General features: G+C 58.8%; 18 protein-coding genes and 1 pseudogene. 9 read left to right on the top strand and 10 right to left on the bottom strand.

Annotation, left to right across the window (positions count from 1 at the left end):
- Window positions 1-105 precede the first annotated feature (105 nt).
- Window positions 106-1,023: a LysR family transcriptional regulator gene (locus AC3EMP_RS19305; RefSeq protein WP_023669156.1), complete on the bottom strand. Its 918-nt coding sequence runs from the start codon at window positions 1,021-1,023 to the stop codon at window positions 106-108.
- 270 nt (window positions 1,024-1,293) lie between these two features.
- On the opposite strand from AC3EMP_RS19305, the gene AC3EMP_RS19300 reads away from it, so the two are divergent.
- The 4 genes from AC3EMP_RS19300 (at window position 1,294) to AC3EMP_RS19285 (ending at window position 4,948) form a co-directional block, all read left to right on the top strand.
- On the top strand, window positions 1,294-1,953 hold the full coding sequence (locus tag AC3EMP_RS19300; protein WP_023669157.1) for an ABC transporter permease: 660 nt from the start codon (window positions 1,294-1,296) through the stop codon (window positions 1,951-1,953).
- A gap of 13 nt (window positions 1,954-1,966) precedes the next feature.
- Window positions 1,967-2,719, top strand: a complete 753-nt coding sequence (locus AC3EMP_RS19295) for an ABC transporter permease (RefSeq protein WP_023669158.1) — start codon at window positions 1,967-1,969, stop codon at window positions 2,717-2,719.
- Window positions 2,720-2,771: 52 nt separating this feature from the next.
- Window positions 2,772-3,620 (top strand): transporter substrate-binding domain-containing protein, encoded by an 849-nt coding sequence (locus AC3EMP_RS19290; RefSeq protein WP_352713524.1) that lies wholly within the window; start codon window positions 2,772-2,774, stop codon window positions 3,618-3,620.
- 74 nt (window positions 3,621-3,694) lie between these two features.
- Entirely contained in the window at window positions 3,695-4,948 is a 1,254-nt protein-coding gene (locus AC3EMP_RS19285; protein ID WP_023669160.1) for a CapA family protein, read from the top strand.
- Between the two features lie 16 nt (window positions 4,949-4,964).
- Here the strand turns inward: AC3EMP_RS19285 and AC3EMP_RS19280 are convergent, their stop codons facing one another.
- Complete coding sequence (locus AC3EMP_RS19280; protein WP_245265606.1) at window positions 4,965-5,474, bottom strand: helix-turn-helix domain-containing protein; 510 nt, start codon at window positions 5,472-5,474, stop codon at window positions 4,965-4,967.
- A gap of 168 nt (window positions 5,475-5,642) precedes the next feature.
- Between AC3EMP_RS19280 and AC3EMP_RS19275 the strand changes: the two genes are divergently transcribed.
- A complete protein-coding gene (locus AC3EMP_RS19275; RefSeq protein ID WP_023669162.1) occupies window positions 5,643-5,879 on the top strand; it encodes a helix-turn-helix domain-containing protein in 237 nt (78 codons plus the stop codon).
- Window positions 5,880-6,128: 249 nt separating this feature from the next.
- Complete coding sequence (locus tag AC3EMP_RS19270) at window positions 6,129-6,368, top strand: helix-turn-helix domain-containing protein (RefSeq protein ID WP_245265603.1); 240 nt, start codon at window positions 6,129-6,131, stop codon at window positions 6,366-6,368.
- Window positions 6,369-6,629: 261 nt separating this feature from the next.
- On the opposite strand, the gene qatD is transcribed toward AC3EMP_RS19270, so the two are convergent.
- The 4 genes from qatD to AC3EMP_RS19250 are packed head-to-tail and all read right to left on the bottom strand — an operon-like array spanning window position 6,630 to window position 11,420.
- Complete coding sequence (gene qatD, locus AC3EMP_RS19265; RefSeq protein WP_023697530.1) at window positions 6,630-7,379, bottom strand: Qat anti-phage system TatD family nuclease QatD; 750 nt, start codon at window positions 7,377-7,379, stop codon at window positions 6,630-6,632.
- On the bottom strand, window positions 7,376-8,653 hold the full coding sequence (gene qatC, locus AC3EMP_RS19260) for a Qat anti-phage system QueC-like protein QatC (RefSeq protein ID WP_023697529.1): 1,278 nt from the start codon (window positions 8,651-8,653) through the stop codon (window positions 7,376-7,378). The genes qatD and qatC overlap by 4 nt, the downstream gene beginning before the upstream one ends.
- Complete coding sequence (qatB, locus tag AC3EMP_RS19255; protein ID WP_031355584.1) at window positions 8,650-9,540, bottom strand: Qat anti-phage system associated protein QatB; 891 nt, start codon at window positions 9,538-9,540, stop codon at window positions 8,650-8,652. Before qatB ends, qatC begins: the two co-directional genes overlap by 4 nt.
- Entirely contained in the window at window positions 9,540-11,420 is a 1,881-nt protein-coding gene (locus tag AC3EMP_RS19250) for a KAP family P-loop NTPase fold protein (protein ID WP_023697527.1), read from the bottom strand. The genes qatB and AC3EMP_RS19250 overlap by 1 nt, the downstream gene beginning before the upstream one ends.
- Before the next feature lie 233 nt (window positions 11,421-11,653).
- On the opposite strand from AC3EMP_RS19250, the gene AC3EMP_RS19245 reads away from it, so the two are divergent.
- Entirely contained in the window at window positions 11,654-11,938 is a 285-nt protein-coding gene (locus AC3EMP_RS19245) for a hypothetical protein (protein ID WP_352713533.1), read from the top strand.
- 524 nt (window positions 11,939-12,462) lie between these two features.
- Window positions 12,463-17,019 carry a hypothetical protein gene (locus AC3EMP_RS19240; protein ID WP_488494650.1) on the top strand — a complete coding sequence of 1,519 codons (4,557 nt, stop codon included), beginning with the start codon at window positions 12,463-12,465 and terminating at the stop codon, window positions 17,017-17,019.
- Window positions 17,020-17,678: 659 nt separating this feature from the next.
- Here the strand turns inward: AC3EMP_RS19240 and AC3EMP_RS19235 are convergent.
- Complete coding sequence (locus AC3EMP_RS19235) at window positions 17,679-18,635, bottom strand: hypothetical protein (protein WP_352713539.1); 957 nt, start codon at window positions 18,633-18,635, stop codon at window positions 17,679-17,681.
- 344 nt (window positions 18,636-18,979) lie between these two features.
- Entirely contained in the window at window positions 18,980-19,837 is an 858-nt protein-coding gene (locus AC3EMP_RS19230; RefSeq protein ID WP_352713542.1) for a hypothetical protein, read from the bottom strand.
- 139 nt (window positions 19,838-19,976) lie between these two features.
- On the opposite strand from AC3EMP_RS19230, the gene AC3EMP_RS19225 reads away from it, so the two are divergent.
- Window positions 19,977-20,105, top strand: coding sequence for a KTSC domain-containing protein (locus AC3EMP_RS19225; protein WP_081731574.1), 129 nt, complete (start codon window positions 19,977-19,979; stop codon window positions 20,103-20,105).
- A 393-nt stretch (window positions 20,106-20,498) separates the two neighbouring features.
- Here the strand turns inward: AC3EMP_RS19225 and AC3EMP_RS19220 are convergent.
- Window positions 20,499-20,751 (bottom strand): annotated as a pseudogene (locus tag AC3EMP_RS19220) (heavy metal translocating P-type ATPase); the annotation flags it as partial.
- A 152-nt stretch (window positions 20,752-20,903) separates the two neighbouring features.
- The gene (locus tag AC3EMP_RS19215; protein WP_023669176.1) at window positions 20,904-21,359 is read right to left on the bottom strand and encodes a VOC family protein; all 456 of its coding nucleotides are present in this window, start codon (window positions 21,357-21,359) and stop codon (window positions 20,904-20,906) included.
- Window positions 21,360-21,565 lie beyond the last annotated feature (206 nt).

The following is a 21,565-nucleotide window of genomic DNA, read 5'->3' as shown; positions in this document are numbered from 1 at the left end:
GCCAGGCGGTAAGCTCCGGCGGACACGTCACCATCTCCAGCAGTGAAAAGGACCCCGGGGAAGCCGGAGACGCAGTATCGCAGGCCACCATCCCTCACGAGATATTCACCCTCTCGTAGTCGGCATATTCGAAAACGCAGCGATTGTGGCCTCGAGAGATACATTCAACGCGTTGGAAAAGGTCCTGCCCCTCTGCCAAATCGCAACGTAGTGATAGAGCGCGGACGGTTCTACTGGCCTTACTCCCAGCTGAAACGCCGCGTACTCACGCGCGATGATCTCGTTTGTGATCGAAATGCCCAGGCCAGCCGAGACGTATCCGGCTTCGTGACCGTTGCAATCGAATTCCACCAGTATGTCTGGCTCAACGCCGGCGAAGCGCAAGGCGTTGAAGTTCATTTGATGAGCGGCGAACTGGGGATCGATATCGACGATCGTCTCGCCTGCCAGGTCTTGCGCCTCGATACAGGTCTGTTTCGAAAAGCGGTGGTCGGGATGGAAGATGCATACGTTGCGAGCCGACCCAAGCGGCGCCCACTCAAACAGACGTGGATCCAGCGGCAGTCTCGAGATGCCGAGATCGGCACGGCCGGCCAGGATGTGTTCGCCGATCTGCTCGTAGCTTCCAGAAATCGACCGGACATTCGAAGCGGTCTTTGAGTGGATGATCGCCACGACCTTGGGCAAGGTCACGAAACCGAAAACAGAAGGCGCGGCAATCGCGATCCGTTGCTTTTCCTCGTTCTTCATTGCGAAGATCGACGCTTCCAGCCGATCCAGGGACGTCAGGGCAAGTTCCACGTTTCGCAGGAGTTCCCAGGCTTCCTGCAAGGGGACGATGCGGTTGGCTGATCGCTTGAACAGTGTGATGCCGAGCGTGGTCTCGAGCTGCTTCACATGTTGACTGACGGCCGGCTGGCTTATCCCGAGCGCAACCGCTGCTCGCCGTGTCGAACCGGCCCGCAACACTTCCCGGAAGACCTTCAACTGACGGAGCTTGAGGTCGCTCTGCAGAAGCTCCATCCCCGCGCACCTTTCCCTGACAACGCTACCCGGGAAGCGGATCACGCCAACCTAGGAGCAACGAACCGCCTTAGTATATAACGGTTGGTTATAGATAAAATAATAAAAATTATAGATTGAGTGTGTAATTTGAAGCGCTAGAATTAGCGAATATCTCAAATTAACTCCAAATTACAAATATAACAATTCGCAACCTTGGGTTATACGACTTGGTCTTGGCGATAAAGACCGGCGTGTCCTGCGGTAATTGCGAGTCGAGGAAAGCGCCCCATGGGTGGTTTTACTACTCAGTTTGTTGTCGCACTCACCGTGACCATCAGCCTGGCCCTAGTCAGCGGCTGCCTGGGTACGGCATTTGGCTTGTTTTTGGCGATTTCGAAGGGCACGGCAAAACCGCGCCTCAACGCGGTCGTGACCGCCTACACCACAGTCGTCCGGGGTGTACCAGAACTTCTGATTATCCTGCTCATCTACTTCGGCGGAACCACGCTCGCCAGCAAGATCGCCGGCCGGTATGTCGAGGTGAACGCATTCACCGCAGGCGTTGTCGCGCTCTCGGTCGTTTTCAGCGGTTATGCGACCGAAGTGTTTCGCGGAGCGATCGCGGCGGTGCCAGCGGGTCAAACCGAAGCGGCAAAGTCGCTTGGCCTGAACGCCTGGCAACGCTGGATGTTCGTCATCGGACCTCAAATGCTGCGGCTGGCGCTGCCTGCCTACGGCAATCTATGGATCTCGCTCTTCAAGGATACCGCACTGGTTTCGATCGTCGGCCTGACCGACATCATGCGCGTTGCGTATGTGGGGGCCGGATCCTTGCGCGCACCGTTGACCTTCTACCTTGCGGCCTCCGCTCTCTATCTCTCGCTGACCACCGTCACGCTGCTTTCGATCCGGCTGGCTGAGCGGCGCTATCCGGCACTCGGCCGGTAGGAGGGAGCGACCCATGAACCTCGGCTTGATGTTCGACGCAATGGTTGTCCTGCCTTCGGGCGTTGGTCTCACATTGACCCTGACGGTCCTGTCGCTGACGGCCGGATTTCTTCTGTCCGTGCCGCTGGCCTTCATGCGCGCTTTCGGACGCCCCGGCCTCTCGCTCTCGGTGCTCTCATACACCTATGTGATCCGCGGAACGCCGATGCTTGTTCAGCTCTTCTTGCTCTATTACGGCCTCGCTCAGATCGAGGGGGTGCGGGCCAGCATCTTCTGGGTCATCCTGCGGGATCCTTTCTGGTGCGCCCTTCTGACATTTTCGCTGAACAGCGCGGCACACACCACCGAGATCCTGTGCCGTGGTCTCCAGTCCGTGCCTAAGGGTGTCACCGAGGCGGCCACGTCTCTCGGCTTGAAACGCTTCCAGATCGCTCGCCTGGTCACCTTCCCGATCGCTTTCAGGATATCGCTCCCGGCCTACGGCAACGAGATCGTCGGGATGATCAAGGGTTCGTCCCTTGCGAGCACCGTAACGCTGCTCGAGATCACCGGCATGGCGAGACAGATGGTGTCGACCACGTTCGCGCCGTACGAGATCTTCATCGTCGCCGGAGCGATCTACCTATCGCTCACCTCGATCGCCGTAAAAGCGATCCAGCTTCTGGAGCGATGGCTTTCGACCGACGGCCATCCGGTGCATCGACGAAAGCAGCGCTTGCGCCCGGCCTTGCCTGATCACGAGATCACGATGCCACCCCTGCCCTGACGCCGCGGCTTTTGAACTGCCCTTCCCATCCAAACCAACGAAGAGGTGCATCATGCGCATACCCGTAGCTATTGCCGTTTCTATCGCGTCCCTGATGTCGGTATTCCCGGCCGGCGCGCAAAGCGAGCGCGTCATTTCGATCGCCTCCGAAGGTGCTTCGCCGCCTTGGGACTCTACCGACGCGAACGGTCAACTTTACGGCTACGATATCGATGTCGGACAGGAGCTGTGTCGTCGCATCGAGATCAAATGTACCTTTGTCCCGCAGGATTGGGACGGGATCATCCCGGCACTGCTTGTCGGCAAGTTCGACGTGATCATGTCTGGCATGGCGATCACGGAAAAACGCAAGCAGAAGATCGCGTTCTCAGTTCCCTACGCCACCGGCTTCAACCAGTTCGTTGTGCGCAAGGACCTGGGTCTCGATCCTGGCGACATCAAGCAGAAGGTCAACCTCTCGAGCATCGGCGACAAGGAAAAGGCGACAATCGAACGCCTCAGATCGACACTCGCCGGCAGGGCGATCGGGGCCTTGCGCTCGTCAAATTCGGAAGCAGTCGTGAAGGAAATGCTGGGCGATGTCGTGACCATTCGCAGTTATGACAGCCAGGACAACATGAAGCTCGATCTTGCCGCAGGTCGCATCGACGGCGGTCTGGCCGACTATTTCACCTGGCGGGATTTTCTGGAGACGCCTTCCGGCTCGGATGTGGTGTTTTTCGGCCCTGAACTGAAAGGCGGGCTCTGGGGACCAGGCGTCGGCGCCGGCATGCGCAAGGACGATACCGACCTTCTCGCCAAGTTCAACGCGGCGATCGACGCGGCCACCAAGGATGGGACGATCAAGGGGCTGAGCCTGAAATGGTTCAAGAGCGATATCTCGCCGGCCATCTCGCAATAGGCGGCAACCGACTTCGACATTGACGTGGCGCCAGCTTGAACGCTGGCGCCCTCCCCTCCTTCAAGGCGAGTTCCATGAAAGACCAGTTCTGCGCGGTCGTTACCGGCCAATCCCTGATCAAGCACGACATCCGTGACCTCAAAGACGAACGCTTCATCGCGGTTACGGACTTTCTGCGCCAAGGCGACGTCGTCTTCACCAACTTCGAGTCGACGATCCTCGGCAAGCACGGCGGGTGGCCGACCAAGGGCAAATACTTCGGATATTCCAGGGCTGAAGTGCTCGACGCATTGCAAGCGATCGGTTTCAACGCGCTTGCGCTCGCAAACAACCACGCCTTCGATCTCGGAGCTGGCGGCATCCTCTCGACGCTGGAAGAGGTGGAAGCGCGCGGTTTCCTGCATGCCGGCATCGGAGCCAACGAGACGGACGCGAGGAAACCGGGCCGCCACCGGCTGGGCGCGTGCGAGGTCGCGCTTCTGGCGATGGATGCAGGCCCCGGCCCGACCAACATGTATGCCGAAGACCGCACGGCCTTCCGGCCGGCTCGGCCCGGCGTCAATCGTCTGAACACCGTTCGCAAGATGGGGGTGCCGGACGGGCATTTCAGCAGACTGGCAAGGCTGGGCGCGCATTTGCAAAGCTCCCCCTTTGAACTGGCCAATTATGCGCAACCGGAGGACCCGGTGGCGGTGTCGGCCGGCACGGAGATCAATTTCTACGGCACGGTGTTCACGCAAGCCGCAGATTTCGGCCGTCTGATCGAAGTCGATCAGCGAAGCGCGAGTGTCCACCTGTCCGCCATCCGGCATGCCGCGGCACAAGGCGATTTCGTCATCGCCTATCTGCATCACCATCATTGGGAACCAGGTTGGCAGGACGTGCCGCGCTGGGTGCAGACCTTTGCCAGGATGTGCATCGACGCCGGCGCCAACCTCTTCGTCAGCCACGGCGCGCCGGTGCTGCAGGCCGTGGAAATCTACAATGGCTCGCCGATCTTCTACGGCCTCGGAAATTTCCTATTCCACGTGCATCCCGGCGAAACCGAATGGGATCCACCGGAAGTCTGGCAAAGCATCGTCGCCGCCTGCCGCTATGATGCGGGCGGAAACCTCGCAGAAATAGACCTCCTGCCCGTTGCGATCGGCGCGGAAGCTCAGTCTCTCGGATCGGCAACGGGCAGATTGGTACCCGTCGCCGTCACTGGAAGCGCGGCGCGAGAGATCCTCGAAGGATTCGCGACCCGCTCGCGGGCGTTCGGCGTCGAAATCGAAATGTCCTCGGCTTGCGGCCGCATCGCCCTGCCCGCTGCCCAAAAATTCGGCTGACGGACCCGACCTGTCGTCAGAAGGTCCTGCATTCGGCCGGCGGGGATTCGCCGGGCGTCTCGCTATCCGCCTTTGTGTCTAGCAGGGCCAGTTCTTCTCCTAACGCTGCGATCAGGGACGAGACGCGACCGCGCACACGCGGCGGAAGGTGCACAAGCCCCTCGATCAGGCGCCGCCCTTCCGCGCTGGCAATGAAATCCAGGCGCTCATCGACCGGCAGGGGCCGCGCCTCGATGCAGGTCTCATCGTTTCCCGGCAGGCCGTCGAAGAAGCGGCTGACGGGAACGTCTAGCGACGTAGCGATCTCGTAGAGCATCGACGCGCTCACGCGGTTCCTCGCGTTCTCGTATTTCTGGAGCTGCTGGAAACTGATGCCGATGGACCGGGCAAGTTGGGCTTGGGAGACGTCCGATTGGACGCGAACCGTCGCAATCTGCCTGCCGACATGCTGGTCGGCGGGATGAGGGTCACTCTCGATCTTTGGCTTCGGCCCCGTCCGAAGGAGAACGGAGCGTTGCGGTTTCAACAAGGCCTTTCGATCCTCCACTAGTCAGCAGATAGAGAGTCTGTCGCGTACGCTCCGGGCTCTTCGCACCGATGTTATCTACAGGTCGAATCGCCGTTTAATATACCTTATTGGGTGCAAATTAACCCTATAGGTGGCAAAGAAAATCTGCCTGCCGATTGTGGACTCATGGTCAGTCCACGACAGATTCGAGCCGCACGAGCCTTGCTTGGTTGGTCGCAGCAGGAGCTTGCTGACAAGGCAATTGTGTCGCTGAATGCGCTGGCCCGGTTGGAAAACGGCAAAGTAGATTCTCGGATCAGCACTTTGCAGGCCATCGAGGCGGCCCTGATAAAGGCGGGCGTCGAATTCTTGTCCGCTGGTCAAAAGGGTGAAGGTGTTCGGCTCTTAGATCCTCAGGTTTGAATGTCCCGTTCGCGGAAAGATAGGGTTTCTCGCAATTGCAATCTCCACAAGTCCCCTCCTGCGGGTGACGAGAGGCAAAGTCGTGATATTGTCGGAATCAGCCATGATCCGAGCTCGCTGAAGTTTGGTTGTGGTTGGCCTGGGCAGATGCTGCACCATCCGTCCGTCAACCAGATTGCAAATTGTCTAACGTCCGTCATTTAAGCTGACATTCGCTCCAAAGTCAACCAAAAAGTCTGATTTTAACTGATGAGCCAAATTTCGGTGGAGCAATGCAGAGGCGCCAGAGCGATGCTAGGCTGGAGCCAAGCTGAACTAGCAGAATCTGCAAGTGTTTCGCGCGCTACGGTTGTGGATTTCGAACGAGGATTGCGCGTCCCACATCGCAACAACCTCGGTGCCATTCGTGAAGCGCTCGAAGCTGCCGGTATAGAATTTATTCCGGAGAACGGCGGCGGTGCTGGCGTGCGCCTGGCCAAACGGCGCTAGCGGCGGCGAACGCACCGTTTCGTGCGATTTGCCCAAATCTGAAGCCATCCTGGTGTGCGAATTGAAGACAAATACTTCGGTTTAGGTGACCCGTTGCAGACACCAACTTCCGGCCCCTTTCGCGCCAAAAAGCGGACATTTGAGTTCGCACGCACCAAGGACCGGCTTGGGGCCGGGAGCAGACAATCCGGTTTCGTCGATGGATGGTAGGATAGCTGCCGTTCCATTGAGAAGCGAAGCTGACATCCGCAAAAAAAGCGCTCAGACGCCGCGAGCCGTTCCCCTAACCCTACTTAAATTTCGCAGGTTTGATAGAATCTGCTTGTCCACCTGTTCCTCCGAGCAGTTCCAGAGTTCGCTGAGAACCGGATATGCCATGGCCACGTCCCAAGGAAATAAAGGTGCGCCGTTCATCTGGGCGAACGGCGAATCCGTTTCAGTTAGAATTCGCTCGCGCGGCATCAATTCCACGAGCTTCCTTCCCTTAGCTGACCCCATCATGGAAGGCCCGATGCTAAACCAGCAATCCAGCTGAATGGCCCTCTGAAGTTCGCGAGTGCTCCCCGAGAACCAATGTAGGATCGGAGTTCCAGCCGTCGGTTCAGCTTCTAAGAGATCCAAGACTTTCGAGGCCGCACGCCGCGAGTGCAAACTGATGATACGACCGCCTGCGTTGCTGCAAGCCAGCAAAATCCGCCGCAAAGTCTTCATCTGCAACTCAAAGCTCCCGCTCAAATACGGACTGCCATCGAGGCCGACCTCGCCGACGTAGTTCGTTTCCGGCAGAAAATGTTCGAAGAGAGCTATCTCCGTGTGGCGCTCGTGCACCAGTTCTGGGTGGAGGCCAAGAGCGATCTGAATACGCCGTCTGTCTCCGATGAGCCGCTTTGTGCCGGTCCACGCTTTCGGCGTGGTTGTGACCGCGAGAACGTATACGCCTTTCTTTTCGGCTTCGTCCAAGATCGGTTCCGGATCTTTGAACAGGTCAATGTGGCAATGAAAATCGATCAAAGGACGCCTTGCACTTGTAAAAATTTCTTGAGCTCGTCGAGCCCTCGCTCGGCCACACCGTGGGCTAACGCCGTATCTCCGACGATCGCCGAATTCAAGGCGCCGCCTATCCATTCTTCCGCGCCGAGAGTGTCAACCGTGTGTACCGCGACAGCGACCGAACGGACGTCATCGAAGTCCCGGAAGCGGCGGCCCGGCGTTCCGAGTGCATCATATTTGTAGGCGGGCGTTGTATCAGCCACACCCCACTTTAAAAAGGACGAGCGCCTTACCAAACATGGCACACAGCGACCGCACTGACGGAAGCCGGTGCGGGCATAGCGGCCGCAGCTGGTGGAAGATCCGATGAGTTGCTGCAGAAGCGGCTGGTTCTTGCAATCGGCGAGCATCTCCCCTTTCGTCTTGTATTGGTACGGATTGACCAGCTTCACGTTCAGCCCTGCGGCATTGAGTACCTCTTGAATCTTCGCGAGGTAGAACGGATGGGTCGTGCGTGTGCTCAGCGAACCAAGACGCATCGGCGTTAGCGGCACGTTGAGGCTGATAAACCCGTTCTCGGGGACGAAAAGCTCAACAGCCGCGCCCTTCCCGTAGCTTTGGAGGCATGTTGCGGCGAGAATCCCTATACCGAAAAACATCATAGATCGTGCGCGTTGCGATCTTTCCGACGGCCCCGGTGGTGAGGCGTTGTGATTTACTTGCAGGTGCATCGCCTGCTTGGCAATCCGCTGAGCGAAGGCGCGTTGGTCGTGCTTGTCGCCCTTGGCAATCTGGCTGACCAAGAAAGGCACGTGACCTGCCGCCACAAGATCGATCGCACCGATTAGGCTGTCCATGCCACCGGACAGCAAGCAGACGACATCTTCGTTACGGACTTTGATCGGATTGGGCGGCCCCGGGAGGTATCCTCCTTCGATGAATTCCAGCTTCCAAATGTCGGCGGTCAAGAAGCGAAGAGCTTCCTCAAGTCGCGGCGCGGCAGTGTTCCAAAAATGTGGATCGATCACAGCAACCGTTAGCTTGATCTGACGTGTCCATCCATCAGCGCTTGTCGTTCGGGTTGTGCTTTCGTCTGCGGCGATCACGGAAAGCGCGATCGACAAGAAATCCCAGGCGCGTGCCGCAGGACTCAGACCGAGCGCTCGTACTACCGGCGGGATTGTTGCTCCGACAGCTCCGATATTTGGCGAGGGTCGATGGCCGTACAGGACGAAGGGGGTATCAATGCCGAGCGGCAATGGCGTCCCGGCTGGAGCGCAACCAACTGTTGTCATAGGTAGCTCTCGAAAATTTCGAATGTGCCGCGCAGGATCGCATTGGACATCGCCGTCGCATTCTGTCTGTTCATTGGCTGCGCGGCTCGCTGCGCCCTGAAAGCACGGGCTACCTCCTGACGCACATAAGACTTCATCTCCTGCAGCCGTTCGACGCCTTCCGAATAGGAATCCGCCTTGTCGAGGACCGCCTTTCCGACATCGAGTTCGATACGATGAGCAAGATCGTGCGCGATATAGCCCTCAACCACCGCATCGATCTGCGCCGCATTCAGATTTGTGAGTTCGGCGTTAGGATCTGTGTCGAGCAACTCAGAGAGCGATCGGGACACTGAATCGCGCGCTGCCTCGCCATCTTGAGTTCCGTCGACGGGAGCAAGTGCGCTGGCAATAATATCTGCGATTTCGCTCTGCGATTTGCCTACGAGTTGTGCCGGGTCCACCGCCACTCCTGGCGGGATTGGCGTTCCTGTCCGGAGCGCGTCGAGCACGCCAAAGAGCCCGCCTGCTCTCTGGGCCGTTCCGCCCATACGCCGCGCGGCCGTGGATGATCCGCCGAGACCGCTACGGGAATAATGACCAAGGCCACGCCTGAGGTCATCCTGCGAGCCGCTACGGGCGAAGCGCCCAAGATTGGTGCGCGCCTGCTGGAATCGCCGCGGCGGCGCTTTCGGAACGGGTGGCGGCAACGGCGGAGGCTGTGGAGGTTCAGGTGGTGGAGCCGGCGGCGCAGGCGGCGATGGTTGACCGGGCACTCCGGGAACGGCGGGAGTCGGTTGCGGCGGCTGGGGTTGCGGCGGCTGCGGTTGCCCGGGCGCTGCCGGAACCCACTCGGGAACTAGTGGGACATCTTTACCCGGCCCACGGCTAGACGTGGAGGTGCCCATTATTTCCCCGCTTTCTTCGACGCCGCGGCGATGGCTCTTTTCACAGGGTCCTTGATATCGGCTTTGCTTGCCCAGCCGCTCAAGACGGACGTTGCCCATGGCTTATCGGCAAGCAGAGGCACAATCGCCGCCGTAAGTTGCGGGCCAGGTAGCCCAGCGAGAAATCTTGTGATCGTCTGGACATGTTCGCCGGTCGCTTGGGCAAGCGTCAGCAATCCGAACAACTCGTTCGGTGTGCCCCATGTATTGAGCGTTCTGGACCGCCCGAGAATGCGCTCGGTAATGATCCCAAGCTCTTGCGCAGGAAGAGCCTTCAGTTTCGTGCCGACAGCCGCGCTCTCCGCGTTGAGCTTTACGACAGCCTCAAGAAGTTCTGCGCCTTCCGACGAAAGCCTGTCGGCTGCTGTGATGATCGGCGTGTGCTCTCTGCTTACATAGACCACGCCTTGCAGATTCAGATCTGCAAGCGGCGGCTGCAGCGCCAGCCACTCGCGTACGAACTCGCTATTCCAATCCCCTTCGAGCTTCGGGATTTCCGCATTCTTGCGGGCAGCTTCCTCCCAAGGTGCCAGAAAGACCGGCTTTCCATCGCTGCTCTCGTTGATGGCGGCAAGGAGCTCGGCATATGCCTTTTCCGATCCGCAGCGCTCGAACAACAACATCTTCGCCAAGGCCGTCTCGTCCACGCTGACCTTCTGGGCACGAGCCATCGACATGCGAATGGATAGTGTGTTCAGAAAACGCTTTATCAGGCGAGGATTACCCGCAATCTTCGACGAAGTCGTTAGAATCGGAGCGATGCGGTCTGCCAAATCCAGTTGGGCCGACAGGATAGGCGTGGCCCCGGAAATCTGAGAGGCCACGAATGCGCGATCGACCCGCTTGCCGGTCCATGTTTCGCCAAGGCGTTCACTAATTGCAGTGCGAACCTTGTCCTTTTCTGTTTGCGGCAGCGTGCTGTTCTCGACGAAGAGCATCATGAGATATGCGCGGACGTCCTGCGTCCCGAGGGGTGGGACGCGAATTGGCACCTGGATCAGCTTGTCGAAGTAATTAGTGACTAGGTCATCATTCAGCGTCATGCCTTTGAAATGCGCGCGCACGGCCTCGCGGATGACAGCGTCATCGGCTGCGATGACAAACGCTGTCTTCTTCAAGAATAGAAAGAGTCGCATCGCCTCAAGCGTCGCAATCGCGGCAGGCGGAAGACAGCGATCGAGATCGTCGATCAGAACCACCAGGGTTACATCCAGCTCGCGAAGCGTGTCCTCCAAGGCATCGCGAAAATCATGAATGGCCTGCGGAGGTGTCGGACCTGCGGGAACGACCGCCGGACCCATCAAACCCTTTCCGCCTTCTGCGGCCTTTAACGCCACGTCAGCGGCTTGATCGATGTCTTTCTGACCTGCTGAGCCATCGAAAAGCCCTTTGAAAGCAGAAAGTCCTTCCGCCAGCAGCCCAATCGGCGGCAGGCCTACCGCGAGAGACGCCACTGTGGTTGCGCTTACACTGGCAAGGCGGAACCAATTTACGCGGGCAAGCAGGCCCTTCGCCTTTTCGACCGCCTTGCCGACAGTACCTTTCTGCTCCTCGGCCCGCGCCAGGATCGCGCGGGCGATAATTTCCATTAGAGCAGCTCTGGTATCGTCAAAGCCTTGATAGAGCCACGCGTTGAATTCGACGAATAGGAATTTGTCGTTGCTTTTCTCCCGGAGGGATTGCGCAAGCAGCTTCATCATCGACGATTTGCCGACGCCCCAGCTCCCAGACACGCCGAGCGAAAGTGGCCGACCATCGGCCTGTGCAATCATCTCAGCCGCGATGTCGGCGACATAACGAAAATTAAGAAAGTCACGATCAGTTTCGTTATCCGACCACATCAGCCCCCCCGGAGTACTTGTTCGCATTCGCGCTTTTGTATGTTTGTTGACCACAGTCTAGTCATAGATTTAATATAATGAAAGCGTTCGATCCGACTTGCGTGCACAACCCCTCTCGTGGCTCACTTATCCTCAGGGAAGGCCCCCAGACCGTTGTAGGTTACCCACCAGACATACGCTGAACCGAGGCAACCAGAACTCAGTACCCAACCCAAGTCAGAACCGGTGCCCACATGACCGAAATAAAACAGGAGCCGAAGATCGCTATACTGGGATGGGGTTCGCTCATATGGGACAAGCACCTGGAATTCGACGCGCACCATGACGGGTGGCTGCCAGGTGGCCCAGTTCTGCAACTAGAATTCTCTCGTATTTCCGAAAGCCGGAAAGGCGCGCTAACGCTGGTAGTCGACAACGAACACGGCACAGCCTGCGAGACTAGTTATGCTGTCAGCTCAAGGAAAAATCCGGATGACGCTGTGGCGGATCTGCGCTGCCGGGAAAGCACTATCCTGTGACGGATCGGCTATCATTTCGCTAACGGAAGCCGGACTTGTAGTCCGCAAGTTCCGGAGACGGTCGCTCCTTGGGGTGCCGACAAAGGGTTTGACGTCGTAGTTTGGACGGGGCTGGCTAGCAATTTCAAGAAAGTTACACACAGGGATTTCTCTATTCCAAACGCCATGGCTCACCTGCAATCGTTGTCTCCCGAGGGCAAGGCTATGGCGGCTACATACATCTGGCGCGCGCCCGAGGTAGTAAAGACAAATCTGCGGACGGCACTCCAGTTAGAGCCTTGGTTTGCCGGCACGTGATGTGATTTCAACAAGCCGTTTCAGACCGCCGGCCACAGTGGCACCCCGCACGGAAACACCCGCCGGCTAGCGAAGATTGAATTGCGCTATCGAGCCTGGATCCGGGCGTCAACTATCGAGCATCGCGTACGAAACGCGGGAGCCAAAGACCTGTCCAAATTTCCCCTGCCTGATTCATGCTATCACGAGGGCCAGAAGACGTCGCACCGACTCTCGAAGGAGGAGGTATGGATAAGTTCGTGTCGTCAACTAGAGCATTGATCGGCATCAACCTGGACTCTGAAACAGCCGGACGCCAGGCGATCGCAGGTTTCCTTCTCCAGATCCTGCGGAGCATCAAACTTGGTCTGGACATGAGCCTGACTTTGTCGCCGCTTAGCGACGGCACTCAGATGGTCCTTCACCTCGAGCCAGTTGACGGTGGCGACCATCAGGTCGTTGGCGGTCCGCGAGACATCGTCGAGCAGGTGAAGATGCGCGCCAGCCGCCGCAAATGGACAAGTGGTGAGATCGCCGCGAAAGTCTTTCCGGACCTGCTCAAGGCAGTTCGACTGAACGCCGACCAGCAATTCCGTTTCGTGACGAATAACGCAGAGGGGCTTGCGCCGCTCCAATCCTACCTCGCCTCGCGAGATCCAAACTCTCACCGCCGGCATCGCTGGGGCAATGCTCGTCTCACAACGGCCGCGTTCAAGCAGCGCCTGGCAAAGTCCGCCGGTCTCACCACTATAAGTGCCGAGCTGCAGCATCTGCTCGACCGATTTGAGATCGAGATCATCGCAGCCGAGGCCACTCAGAATGGAATCGACAAGGCGCTGACGCCCCTGCTCAAGCCAGGCGAGGTCGCCAGCGACAAGCGCTTTCAGCTTGTCGGGCAGTTGATGACGCTCTCGACGGATGGCGCGAAGTTGACACCTGCGGAGCTACTCGCGCTGATCAATCCGCAGGCCCATCGCCTACTCGCCCATATCCAGTCGTTGCCAACACTTCTCGCCCGTCATGTCGACAAGGATGCCGATCTCATCGGCTACGTGCCAGAGCAACAAGCGCGTCGAGCACTTCCGATGGTGACCTCCACCTTCGCGACCCTTTCCGGGGAATCCGGGCAGGGAAAAACCTGGACGCTCGCCCAGCTAGCGTTCAACCAGATCGCGAGCGGGGAGCTCGCGATCGTGATGCGCTCGCCCAAGAAGATCGAAGAGGTCGCCGACGGCATCAGCGAACGTATTTGGCAACCAGCACATTCAGAGCGCGGGACGATCGCGGTCATGGCGAAGAACCTGGGAGACGCGTTCCGCAACGACGACGGCATCTGGCTAACTGTCTATATTGATGACGTGCAGGATCGTGAGTTCGCGCAGCGACTCGCCCGATCGAAGTGGGACGAATATGGTGTGCGCGTCGTAGTTTCCGCCCAGCCGCGCATCACCTACGTGATCCAGTCGATCCGCCAGGGTGTTCAGGTCATCGATATCGGCAACTTCCGTAGTGCGGATCTGCATCGCTTCCTGAAGCATCACGGCCGTGCCGAGTCGTTGGAGACGATGCCGGACGACGTCTTCGAGTTGCTCTTGAAGCCGGTCCATGCGAGCATCTTTGTGCAGCTCCCGAAGCGCGTATCCTGGGCCGGCGTTTCCGAATATGAGCTCTTCAGTGCTTACTGGGAGTATGCGAGCCTTCAGGCGCGCGAACAGTCCGACCATCCAAGCGACAAATATGCCTTGCGGTCGCTCGCGGCTCAGTTGCTGACCGGGAAGAGCCACTATCCATGGCGCATCGCCGACTTGCGCGGGGTGAACCTCGATGATCAGGCGGTGTTGAGGCTTGAGCAGGTCGGCCTGCTTCGCCGGCCCGTGCCCGACCGCATCCTGTTTGCATCAGACCGGATGCTTAATTGGGCGATCGCAGAGTCGCTGGCGGACAAGATCCAGGAGGATGAGCTTTCACCCGCGCAGGCTGAAGCGCTTTTCGCCTCGATCAATGGGCTCCAGACAAAGAAGAAGGAGCCGATCGGTTCGCGTTTGGGCTATGTCTATTTCGACGCGCTGTGGCTGCTCGCGCGCGAATGTGAACCCGAATTCGTTGCCCACCTCATCTGGGAACATGTTGCGCGGCTTCCTCAGGATTCCCGCGCAGAGGATCAGTGGCGAAACGGGTTCGGCAGTCTCGGAGCCGAGATTCTGCCTGCGCTGGAGATTGTTGCGTCCGGTGCGTTCGATGAAGAGCGGGACTGGGACATCCCACGGAACATCCCGTTCGCCCTTGCGGCTGTCGCGGTGTCTGATCCTTGGCCGTTCGGGGAACTGATCGCCCGCCTAGTCGCCGCGGAGGTCGAGCGCAAGGTGGATATGGGCTTACGTGCGGCCCGCCTGGTTCCCGCGCCCGCCGCACTCGACGCGATCTGGAATGAACATCTCTCCCGCGCGACCGCCTACGATCAGGTCAGAGCTGGCAGAGACGTCGATGCGCGCGCGCCTGCTATGTTCCGGCAGCAGTTGAGTTCGGATGCGCTTCACCTCGCTATCAGCGCGAAACCCGGTTGGCTCGACGCCAAGCTTGCTACCGAGACGAACGTCATCGCGATCAATCAATTGGTCTGGATGCTCAAGGATGAGAAAACCGTCGACAGCGACCTGGCGGCGGAAATCTGGGAGCGGCATCGTGATCGGATCGTAGCGCTGATGCCGACTCCGAGCACCGCGCTCATCGAAGCAATCGGCTATTTTCGCGAATCGTCACTCACCCCTGTGCTGGATGCTATCCCGGACTCGGAAGACTGGACGCAAGATCGCGTCTTACGAAGCCGCGCCCGCCTCGCACCTCAAGACGCAATTCGCCAGATCGCGGAGGGCAGCGACGATTACGGTTGGAGGGCTGCTAACTGGTGGTTCGATGAGCTCGCCGCGGCGGACCCTGATGGGCTTGCTACCGCGATCCGCGCGCGCGCCGCCACCAGCGATGATCCGCTCACGAACATTATCCTCTATTACAGCTTGAATCCTGAAGCGATGGATGCACGGACGCTTGACGAGGTGCTCGACGCCTTTACCGAGAAGCTGCGGGTCTTCAATGACAACAACACCCACCCCGACGGTCTAGAAGGGCGGCTTCACCACCCGTTGAGCTTTCTGCCGCGCCTTTGCGAGCGTTGGCAGTTCGAGGCGTTGCGTAATCGCGCCGGCACAGAGCTGGAGGCGCAGCTCGTGCGGTTCGCCGCCGCCCGAAGGGGGCGCACGTCGATGACACGCGATATCACGGGCAACGAGTGCGAGCGGATTCTCGCAATGATCGCGGGGGACGGTTACGACGGGTTGGTCCTTGCGGAGCTAGCTAGGCCGAACGTTTTCGGTCGTCAGGACGGCTTCATCGCTGCACGCTGGTCTAGCGATGACCGGGTTGCGGTCGCGCTCGCAGAGTCGCCCGCTGATCCCGACACCCAATCCTTCGACCAAGTCGTGCGAATGGAAGCGCTGGCGGTGCACTGCTGCGACCCACAGCTCGAGGCGATGGTTCGTGCCGGTACTCCGATCTACGTGAACGCGGCAGAAATGCGCGGCTCGATCCATCGCGACATGTCGGGTTTGCGCACTCGCATTGCTGATCTACTCGCAGCGGGGGGTCCACAGTCGCGCGACATGGCTGCAGCCCTCACGGGCTTCCTCGAGGACGCCGAGGACGCACTCCCACTGGTCCCAATTTATGTAGCGCCAGCGACAACCGACCACGTTCGGCACAGGATTCTGGCCTCCTTCCGCGCGCTTCGCTTTTACAGCCCCGAGCTACTCCCGCTTGCGCGCAAGATGCTTGCGGACAAGATCGACGAGGAAGCGCAGTTCGTCGCGACGTATTTGGCCGAGGCCGGCGACGATGAAGCGAGGCAAACCGTGATTGACTGGCTTTCGGGCCGAGACCTCGGCAGCGCCTCTACGTCGCCGAGGAGGTATCTGACGGCACTTCTCGATCATGCCGCCGGGAAAGCTGCGGTGGTGGAGTATCTTCGACGATCGCGAGCGAATGGTCATCTGGTGGTGGATGGTGGTCAGCTGCGGCTGCTCGCCGCTGCCGGCGACAGCTGGGCGCAAGAGGAACTGGTGCGCGCGAGCTATCGCTATTCTGGCTTCGACCGCGGGAATGCGATCACGGCCATCGACTATCTGCGGGAGGAAGAGCCCGACGAGGCCTATTTCGCCGCACAGCGACTACTCAGCCGTCATGCGGTCGCGACAGCGGCCGATCTCATGCTTGAAATCGACCCAGCGCGGGCTGGCCCCGAGCTACTTGAGCGCTATCGACATGCAAAGCCTTCGCTGCGCCTCCAAGTCGAACGCCGGCTGCGCGTGCATTTGGGAGGCGATGCTCTGGCCGCTCTCGTGACCCCTCTCGCGAGCGCCGCGCGCGCAAGTGACCGCAAAATAGCGGCAGGCTTGGCCGCTGCGGTTCCCCCTGGCGTCCCACTACCCTGGCTTCAGCAACTGGCGAGTGACGCCTCGCCCACTGTACAGCAAGCCGCCCGCACGGCGCTTCGTCAACGCCGCCTCGAAGCGGCAGCGATCGCTCACCGTGATCTTTTGTTATCGTCCCCAAAGCCGCTTCAGTGGGCGAAGGTTTCGACGATTCTCGAGCTGGTCGATCCGTTCTATCTCTGGGCTCGTGACGACCCCGCGAATCTGAGGGAGGTGTTGGACGCACTTCCGTTTGAGTTCCTCGAAGAGGGACGCCAGCTTCGCAAGAAGCAGCTCAAGCAGCGGGAGGACTCAGCCGCAAAGGCTGATAAAGATCATTGAAACCTCGGGGGACTGCCGTCAGCTATGTCCGCTTTCGGGAAGATTGTGGTTCGGTTCGGACCGAATGAGGCGCATTGCCGCCCGGCAGCCTTTGGGGCCGCCAGCGGACTATCCGCTTTGGGCATCGGACCTCGAAAAGCAGGCGCTGGAGTAACTTTCGGTCTGACGCGGTTTCCCGCAGCCGGACGATTGTGCTGCTGGAGCCATTGAACTTAATCGTACGTTGTCGTTCAATTGGGTCGGTACGAGGAATTGACATAGGTTTTCACGAACTCTAACGAATTTCACGTATGCCGGAAGGATGATGCTCTCGAGGCTGGCCCCATACATTAAATCTCACTTGCCGATCCCGATTGACTTGATGATCGAGGCTTTCAATACGGCCGCGTGTGCCCGAGACGATTCGGAGTATCGTCATGCCGCCGAGGAGATCATGTCCGAGGCAGGCGTCTATCTGCACCCGCTTGAACTGTCCTGGTTTATCTCTGCCCGGGGGACAGATGATGAGGCCCTAGAGGCAATTCGCCACCGAAAGGCTTACCTCACGCGAGCTGCTTCTCTGATTCCAGTTCTCTTGTCTTTTTTTGATGTGAAAGACAGCGGAAGTCTGGAGTCTGTTCTTCGCCGGATCGATGACTTTTGCAGGGATTTTCCTGCCATCAAGGCGACGCCTCACGAGAAAAGAGCTCGCAAAGAGATCGCCACGGGCCTTCAGCGCGTTTTAAATAATCGTCGCTGTTTTCCTGCCGCGATTCTTCTGCATCGGAATCGAGTTTTTTGCGAAGAGCGCTTCGGGCAAATTTACTGATGGCGCCGGCTAGGCTGGCGTCTTGCCCGCCGCCTGCAAGCTCAAACAGCAGCGCACATAAGAACGAAAAATCCGAACCCGGCGTGGTGACGAAAGCTGGCCGCCCATACCAGATCGCCATGTCGTATGCGCATTCAACGACATGCGTCTTGGCCTTATTGTCGCCGACATAGAATCCATTTTCCCCAACATCATCGCGATAGAGCGCGATGTCGGCAGCGACCCGCAGCCAATCAAGCTGTTGGTTGAGCACCTCGACACCCGAGCTTGGTACCCCCTGTTGCTCGTCCCTCAGGATCGCGACGTGCTGCTCAAGCTCATGATTGATATGCGTTTCCGCTTTCTCCAAGGTAGCCCGCAGTTCCTGCGCCAAATTTCTGATTTGGGCGATATCCGTCCGAATTGCCTTCCTGACTTTTTTCTCGTGAGCTGATTTTGCTACGATCGGAAAGTCATGGCAGCAATCGTCGATCCGCAGCATTATGGAGTTGAGGTTGCGCCCTTCGCGGACTCCAAGGATTTTCAGGATGCTTGGCAGTAGATACCGCATCCTTTCCAGATACTTCTTCCTGCTGGAGATGATCGCGACCGCTTCTGTCTGTGGCAGCTTTCCAGAAATGAAGTCGGAGAGATAACCCCGCCTTGGCAGGTAATCGCCGGCACCGCTTAGAATCTCGTTTGCTGCAAGTCGCCGGGGTTCGCCATCGGCACGATCATGTACGCCATTCAGCAGCCGCAGCATCATATCGCCAGGGATGGTTTTCCCATTGTCGACGAACGGCAGAAGCTTGAGAAGCTCGGTGTCCATTACACTAGATCCAGACTAGGTGAGATGACCTTCATCTTTTACTACCCAGATTCTACGAAACGCGAATATCAGGTGACTGCTTCTCCGCATCCACGGCAGCCCCAGTTTCTTCAGTACCTTCGACCATCTTCGCGAACGAACGGTTACAGAAGGCCATTTTGGAGGCTGCAAGAGCTATAGCAGGGCGGTTGATCGCTAAGTGCGCCATAGTGCCTTCCGGCGCCCCGCCTGTGATGACCCCTTTTAGGAAGCGGCGAAGCCGGTCGCTACGATCGACATGAGGCGCGAAGCAGCCATTCGCCATCCGACGTATACATCCCAGGGCTGGAAGCGCATAAAACATTTCAGGAAAAAGCCCATTCCTCATCGGCCGGCTTGACCAACCCCTGCCGCAGCCGGCTGTGAAGTTCATGCCACGACGGGTCTGACACGAAGCCCTTCATGCTTCCACATGCCTCGGCGAAGGAAATGTCGCCCAAACGGTCGATAAGATCGCTCATCGCGCCGTTCCTGCCATTCAGGAATAGCTCGAGCGGATCATCATCACATTCGATTACCCGATGTCCCCAAGCGCCCGGTACGTCGTCGGTTGCGAGAGCCCGCCGAAGATCTTCATCCACGCCTGCGGCCTCGAGCGCCCGGCACACGACATAGCGCATCAGGGGGTAGTAGATCGGCTGATAGCTGCCTCCAAGCGCGCGCACGCCGGGCAGGATCGACAAAACCAGAAACATCAGCAGGAGATTCGGGACAAGGCTGCGGTTTGCCAGCCGCTCGAGGATGTCGGGGGCTTTGAAGCACGCCACCTTCATACCGGTCGCAGGATCGATGAGTTCTCCGGCGACCAGACGCAGCGGAAGGCGTTTGCCATTTTCATAGAACCAGAAGAAATCGGTACCGCGCGCGAGCCAGCCACTCCAGGGGCCGGACGCGATCGCGTCAGCTACGTTAACCACGTCAAAGGTATCGTCGAGCGTCCAGGTGCAATCGCGGCAGCCGAAACGGTGTTTGCACGCGCCGGCATTACGGCTTTGCAAGGCGTGGAAGGACTGTTCGCGTTGGAAGGCTGGGATATCAAAGGCTTTCCAGAAGACGACAAGCCTACCGAGGACGAGGATCGCGCTGCCACGGTCTGGTTGGAAGCCGATGAGGCTGCGGCTACGGCATGTTGCGCGGGCTGGCCGGCGGAAAAAGTTCCGCACCCTCAGGTCATGGAACTGATCAACGTCCCCGCACGAAGTTGCAAGCCGAGGCGATTCCCGACACCTGGCCGGAGCGCCGGCAGCTCTATCCTGACGTCGTCAAGCGGCTGGCCAGCGGGAAACACTACGAGTTCTTGACGTGCCGGTTGAGGCCTTTGCTGCGTTCAAATCTGCCTTTGCAAAAGGTCGTCATTTCAACAGCCACATCCGCAATCGTTATGCATTCCGGCTCGCGGAAGGCGCGGCAACAGGCCCGTCGGGCGATTGACACAATTTCGGATCCGAAGCGGCCCACGCCACCCCAGGAAGGAAAGCGCGGCCCCGACCGTTGCCGTTGGTCGACAGCGGGAAGGCATCCATTGCGGACCGCTGCAGACGGAGCTTGAGACGATTATTTTCGTGCGATGACGTGGCCGATTATGTCGTCGTCTGGTTCTGTCGGTTAGCTTTTAAAAGAGTCGCCTGGCATGTTCAGCCCATCGAGCCTCAGCGCGGCTCCAGCCTGTCCAGATCAGCGGGATCAAGGCGCTGCAAAAGCGCGTTCCTTGTCGTGTCAAGATGTAGATCCATAGCGCTCTCCTAAGGGATGAGAGCACGCTTCTCTCAGCCGCCGGCGAGTTGAACGATGCCAGATATAAGGGCGCGACCATAGCGTACAGTTCTAATTCAGCAAACGCATGGCGTTGGCCGTCGCAAGCACCGTCGCGCCGGTATCGGCCAGAGTGGCGGGCCACAGGCCAGTTAAGCCGGCTATGGTGGTCACCAGAAACACCGCCTTCAGCCCCAGCGCCATCGTGATGTTCTGCCGTTGGCCATAATCGCTTGAGACAGGCTTATCATCGCAGCGACGTCTCTGACGCGGCCATGCAACACAGCCCATCTGCCGTTTCCAACGCGACATCCGTGCCGCCGCCGAAATGGTTCAGAAAGCCCGGTGGGGTAACATAGATAATACTACGCGCCGGGCTCCGGACCGCTCGGCCCCGCGCCGACAAACCCCTCGCCGTACAGCCCAGCAATCTATAGTGAAAAGCGGATCTTTGCGGACTGGTGCGTCCTTCCAAGGCTAACCGTAAACGACACCCGGCTTACTCTGACCCACTTCGATGATGTAGCCGTCTGGATCGCGAATGTAGCAGCGAGTCTCGCCGTACTTTTCCATCGGCTCTGTGATGAATTCAGCGCCCCGGGCTTGCCAGCGTTCATAGCAGCCGTGGATGTCAGCAACGCGGATGTTCATGAAGCTGCTGAATGAATCAAGATCGCGGGGAACACCGAGCGTCACCGACGGTTTGTCAGGTGTGGGGCCGCCCCCGATGTTGACGATGAGCCACGTGTTGGCGATCTGTATGTATCCCGGCGCGCCACTGCTATCGCCCAGGCTCAGGATGCGGCCTCCGAAGACCATCTCATAGAATCGTGCCGAGCGTTCAATGTCGGCGACTGTCAGAAAATGCGCGACAATAAAGCCGTTGTGCGGGGGCATTTCATAGATTTCATCCTCAACGCGTACTTGGGGCATCCGCGACTCCTATTGAGAGAGTTTTCAAAGTCTTCCCGGGCCGCCACGGCGCGCGCCGACAGGTTTAATGTGGCTTCCCTGATACGGGTTTTAAGTTGGCCTTTGGTCTCGGTCCGTCTCTGACCCGGCGCGGGCGACGCCTTGGCACGCCGAGAACCTACCTCAATAGGGGTCCTGTGCCGCGCCTCAGAACGAGAAGGGCGAAG

The organism is Mesorhizobium sp. P160219 (assembly GCF_057786095.1).
The sequence above is the reverse complement of the archived record's forward strand: the minus strand, read 5'-3'. Positions and strand labels throughout refer to the sequence as shown.

Coding starts and splice junctions, on each gene's coding strand:
- AC3EMP_RS19305 (WP_023669156.1), bottom strand. CDS start 1,023: ATGGAGCTTCTGCAGAGCGACCTCAAGCTCCGTCAGTTGAAGGTCTTC.
- AC3EMP_RS19300 (WP_023669157.1), top strand. CDS start 1,294: ATGGGTGGTTTTACTACTCAGTTTGTTGTCGCACTCACCGTGACCATC.
- AC3EMP_RS19295 (WP_023669158.1), top strand. CDS start 1,967: ATGAACCTCGGCTTGATGTTCGACGCAATGGTTGTCCTGCCTTCGGGC.
- AC3EMP_RS19290 (WP_352713524.1), top strand. CDS start 2,772: ATGCGCATACCCGTAGCTATTGCCGTTTCTATCGCGTCCCTGATGTCG.
- AC3EMP_RS19285 (WP_023669160.1), top strand. CDS start 3,695: ATGAAAGACCAGTTCTGCGCGGTCGTTACCGGCCAATCCCTGATCAAG.
- AC3EMP_RS19275 (WP_023669162.1), top strand. CDS start 5,643: ATGGTCAGTCCACGACAGATTCGAGCCGCACGAGCCTTGCTTGGTTGG.
- AC3EMP_RS19270 (WP_245265603.1), top strand. CDS start 6,129: ATGAGCCAAATTTCGGTGGAGCAATGCAGAGGCGCCAGAGCGATGCTA.
- qatC (WP_023697529.1), bottom strand. CDS start 8,653: ATGACAACAGTTGGTTGCGCTCCAGCCGGGACGCCATTGCCGCTCGGC.
- qatB (WP_031355584.1), bottom strand. CDS start 9,540: ATGGGCACCTCCACGTCTAGCCGTGGGCCGGGTAAAGATGTCCCACTA.
- AC3EMP_RS19250 (WP_023697527.1), bottom strand. CDS start 11,420: ATGTGGTCGGATAACGAAACTGATCGTGACTTTCTTAATTTTCGTTAT.
- AC3EMP_RS19245 (WP_352713533.1), top strand. CDS start 11,654: ATGACCGAAATAAAACAGGAGCCGAAGATCGCTATACTGGGATGGGGT.
- AC3EMP_RS19240 (WP_488494650.1), top strand. CDS start 12,463: ATGGATAAGTTCGTGTCGTCAACTAGAGCATTGATCGGCATCAACCTG.
- AC3EMP_RS19235 (WP_352713539.1), bottom strand. CDS start 18,635: ATGGACACCGAGCTTCTCAAGCTTCTGCCGTTCGTCGACAATGGGAAA.
- AC3EMP_RS19215 (WP_023669176.1), bottom strand. CDS start 21,359: ATGCCCCAAGTACGCGTTGAGGATGAAATCTATGAAATGCCCCCGCAC.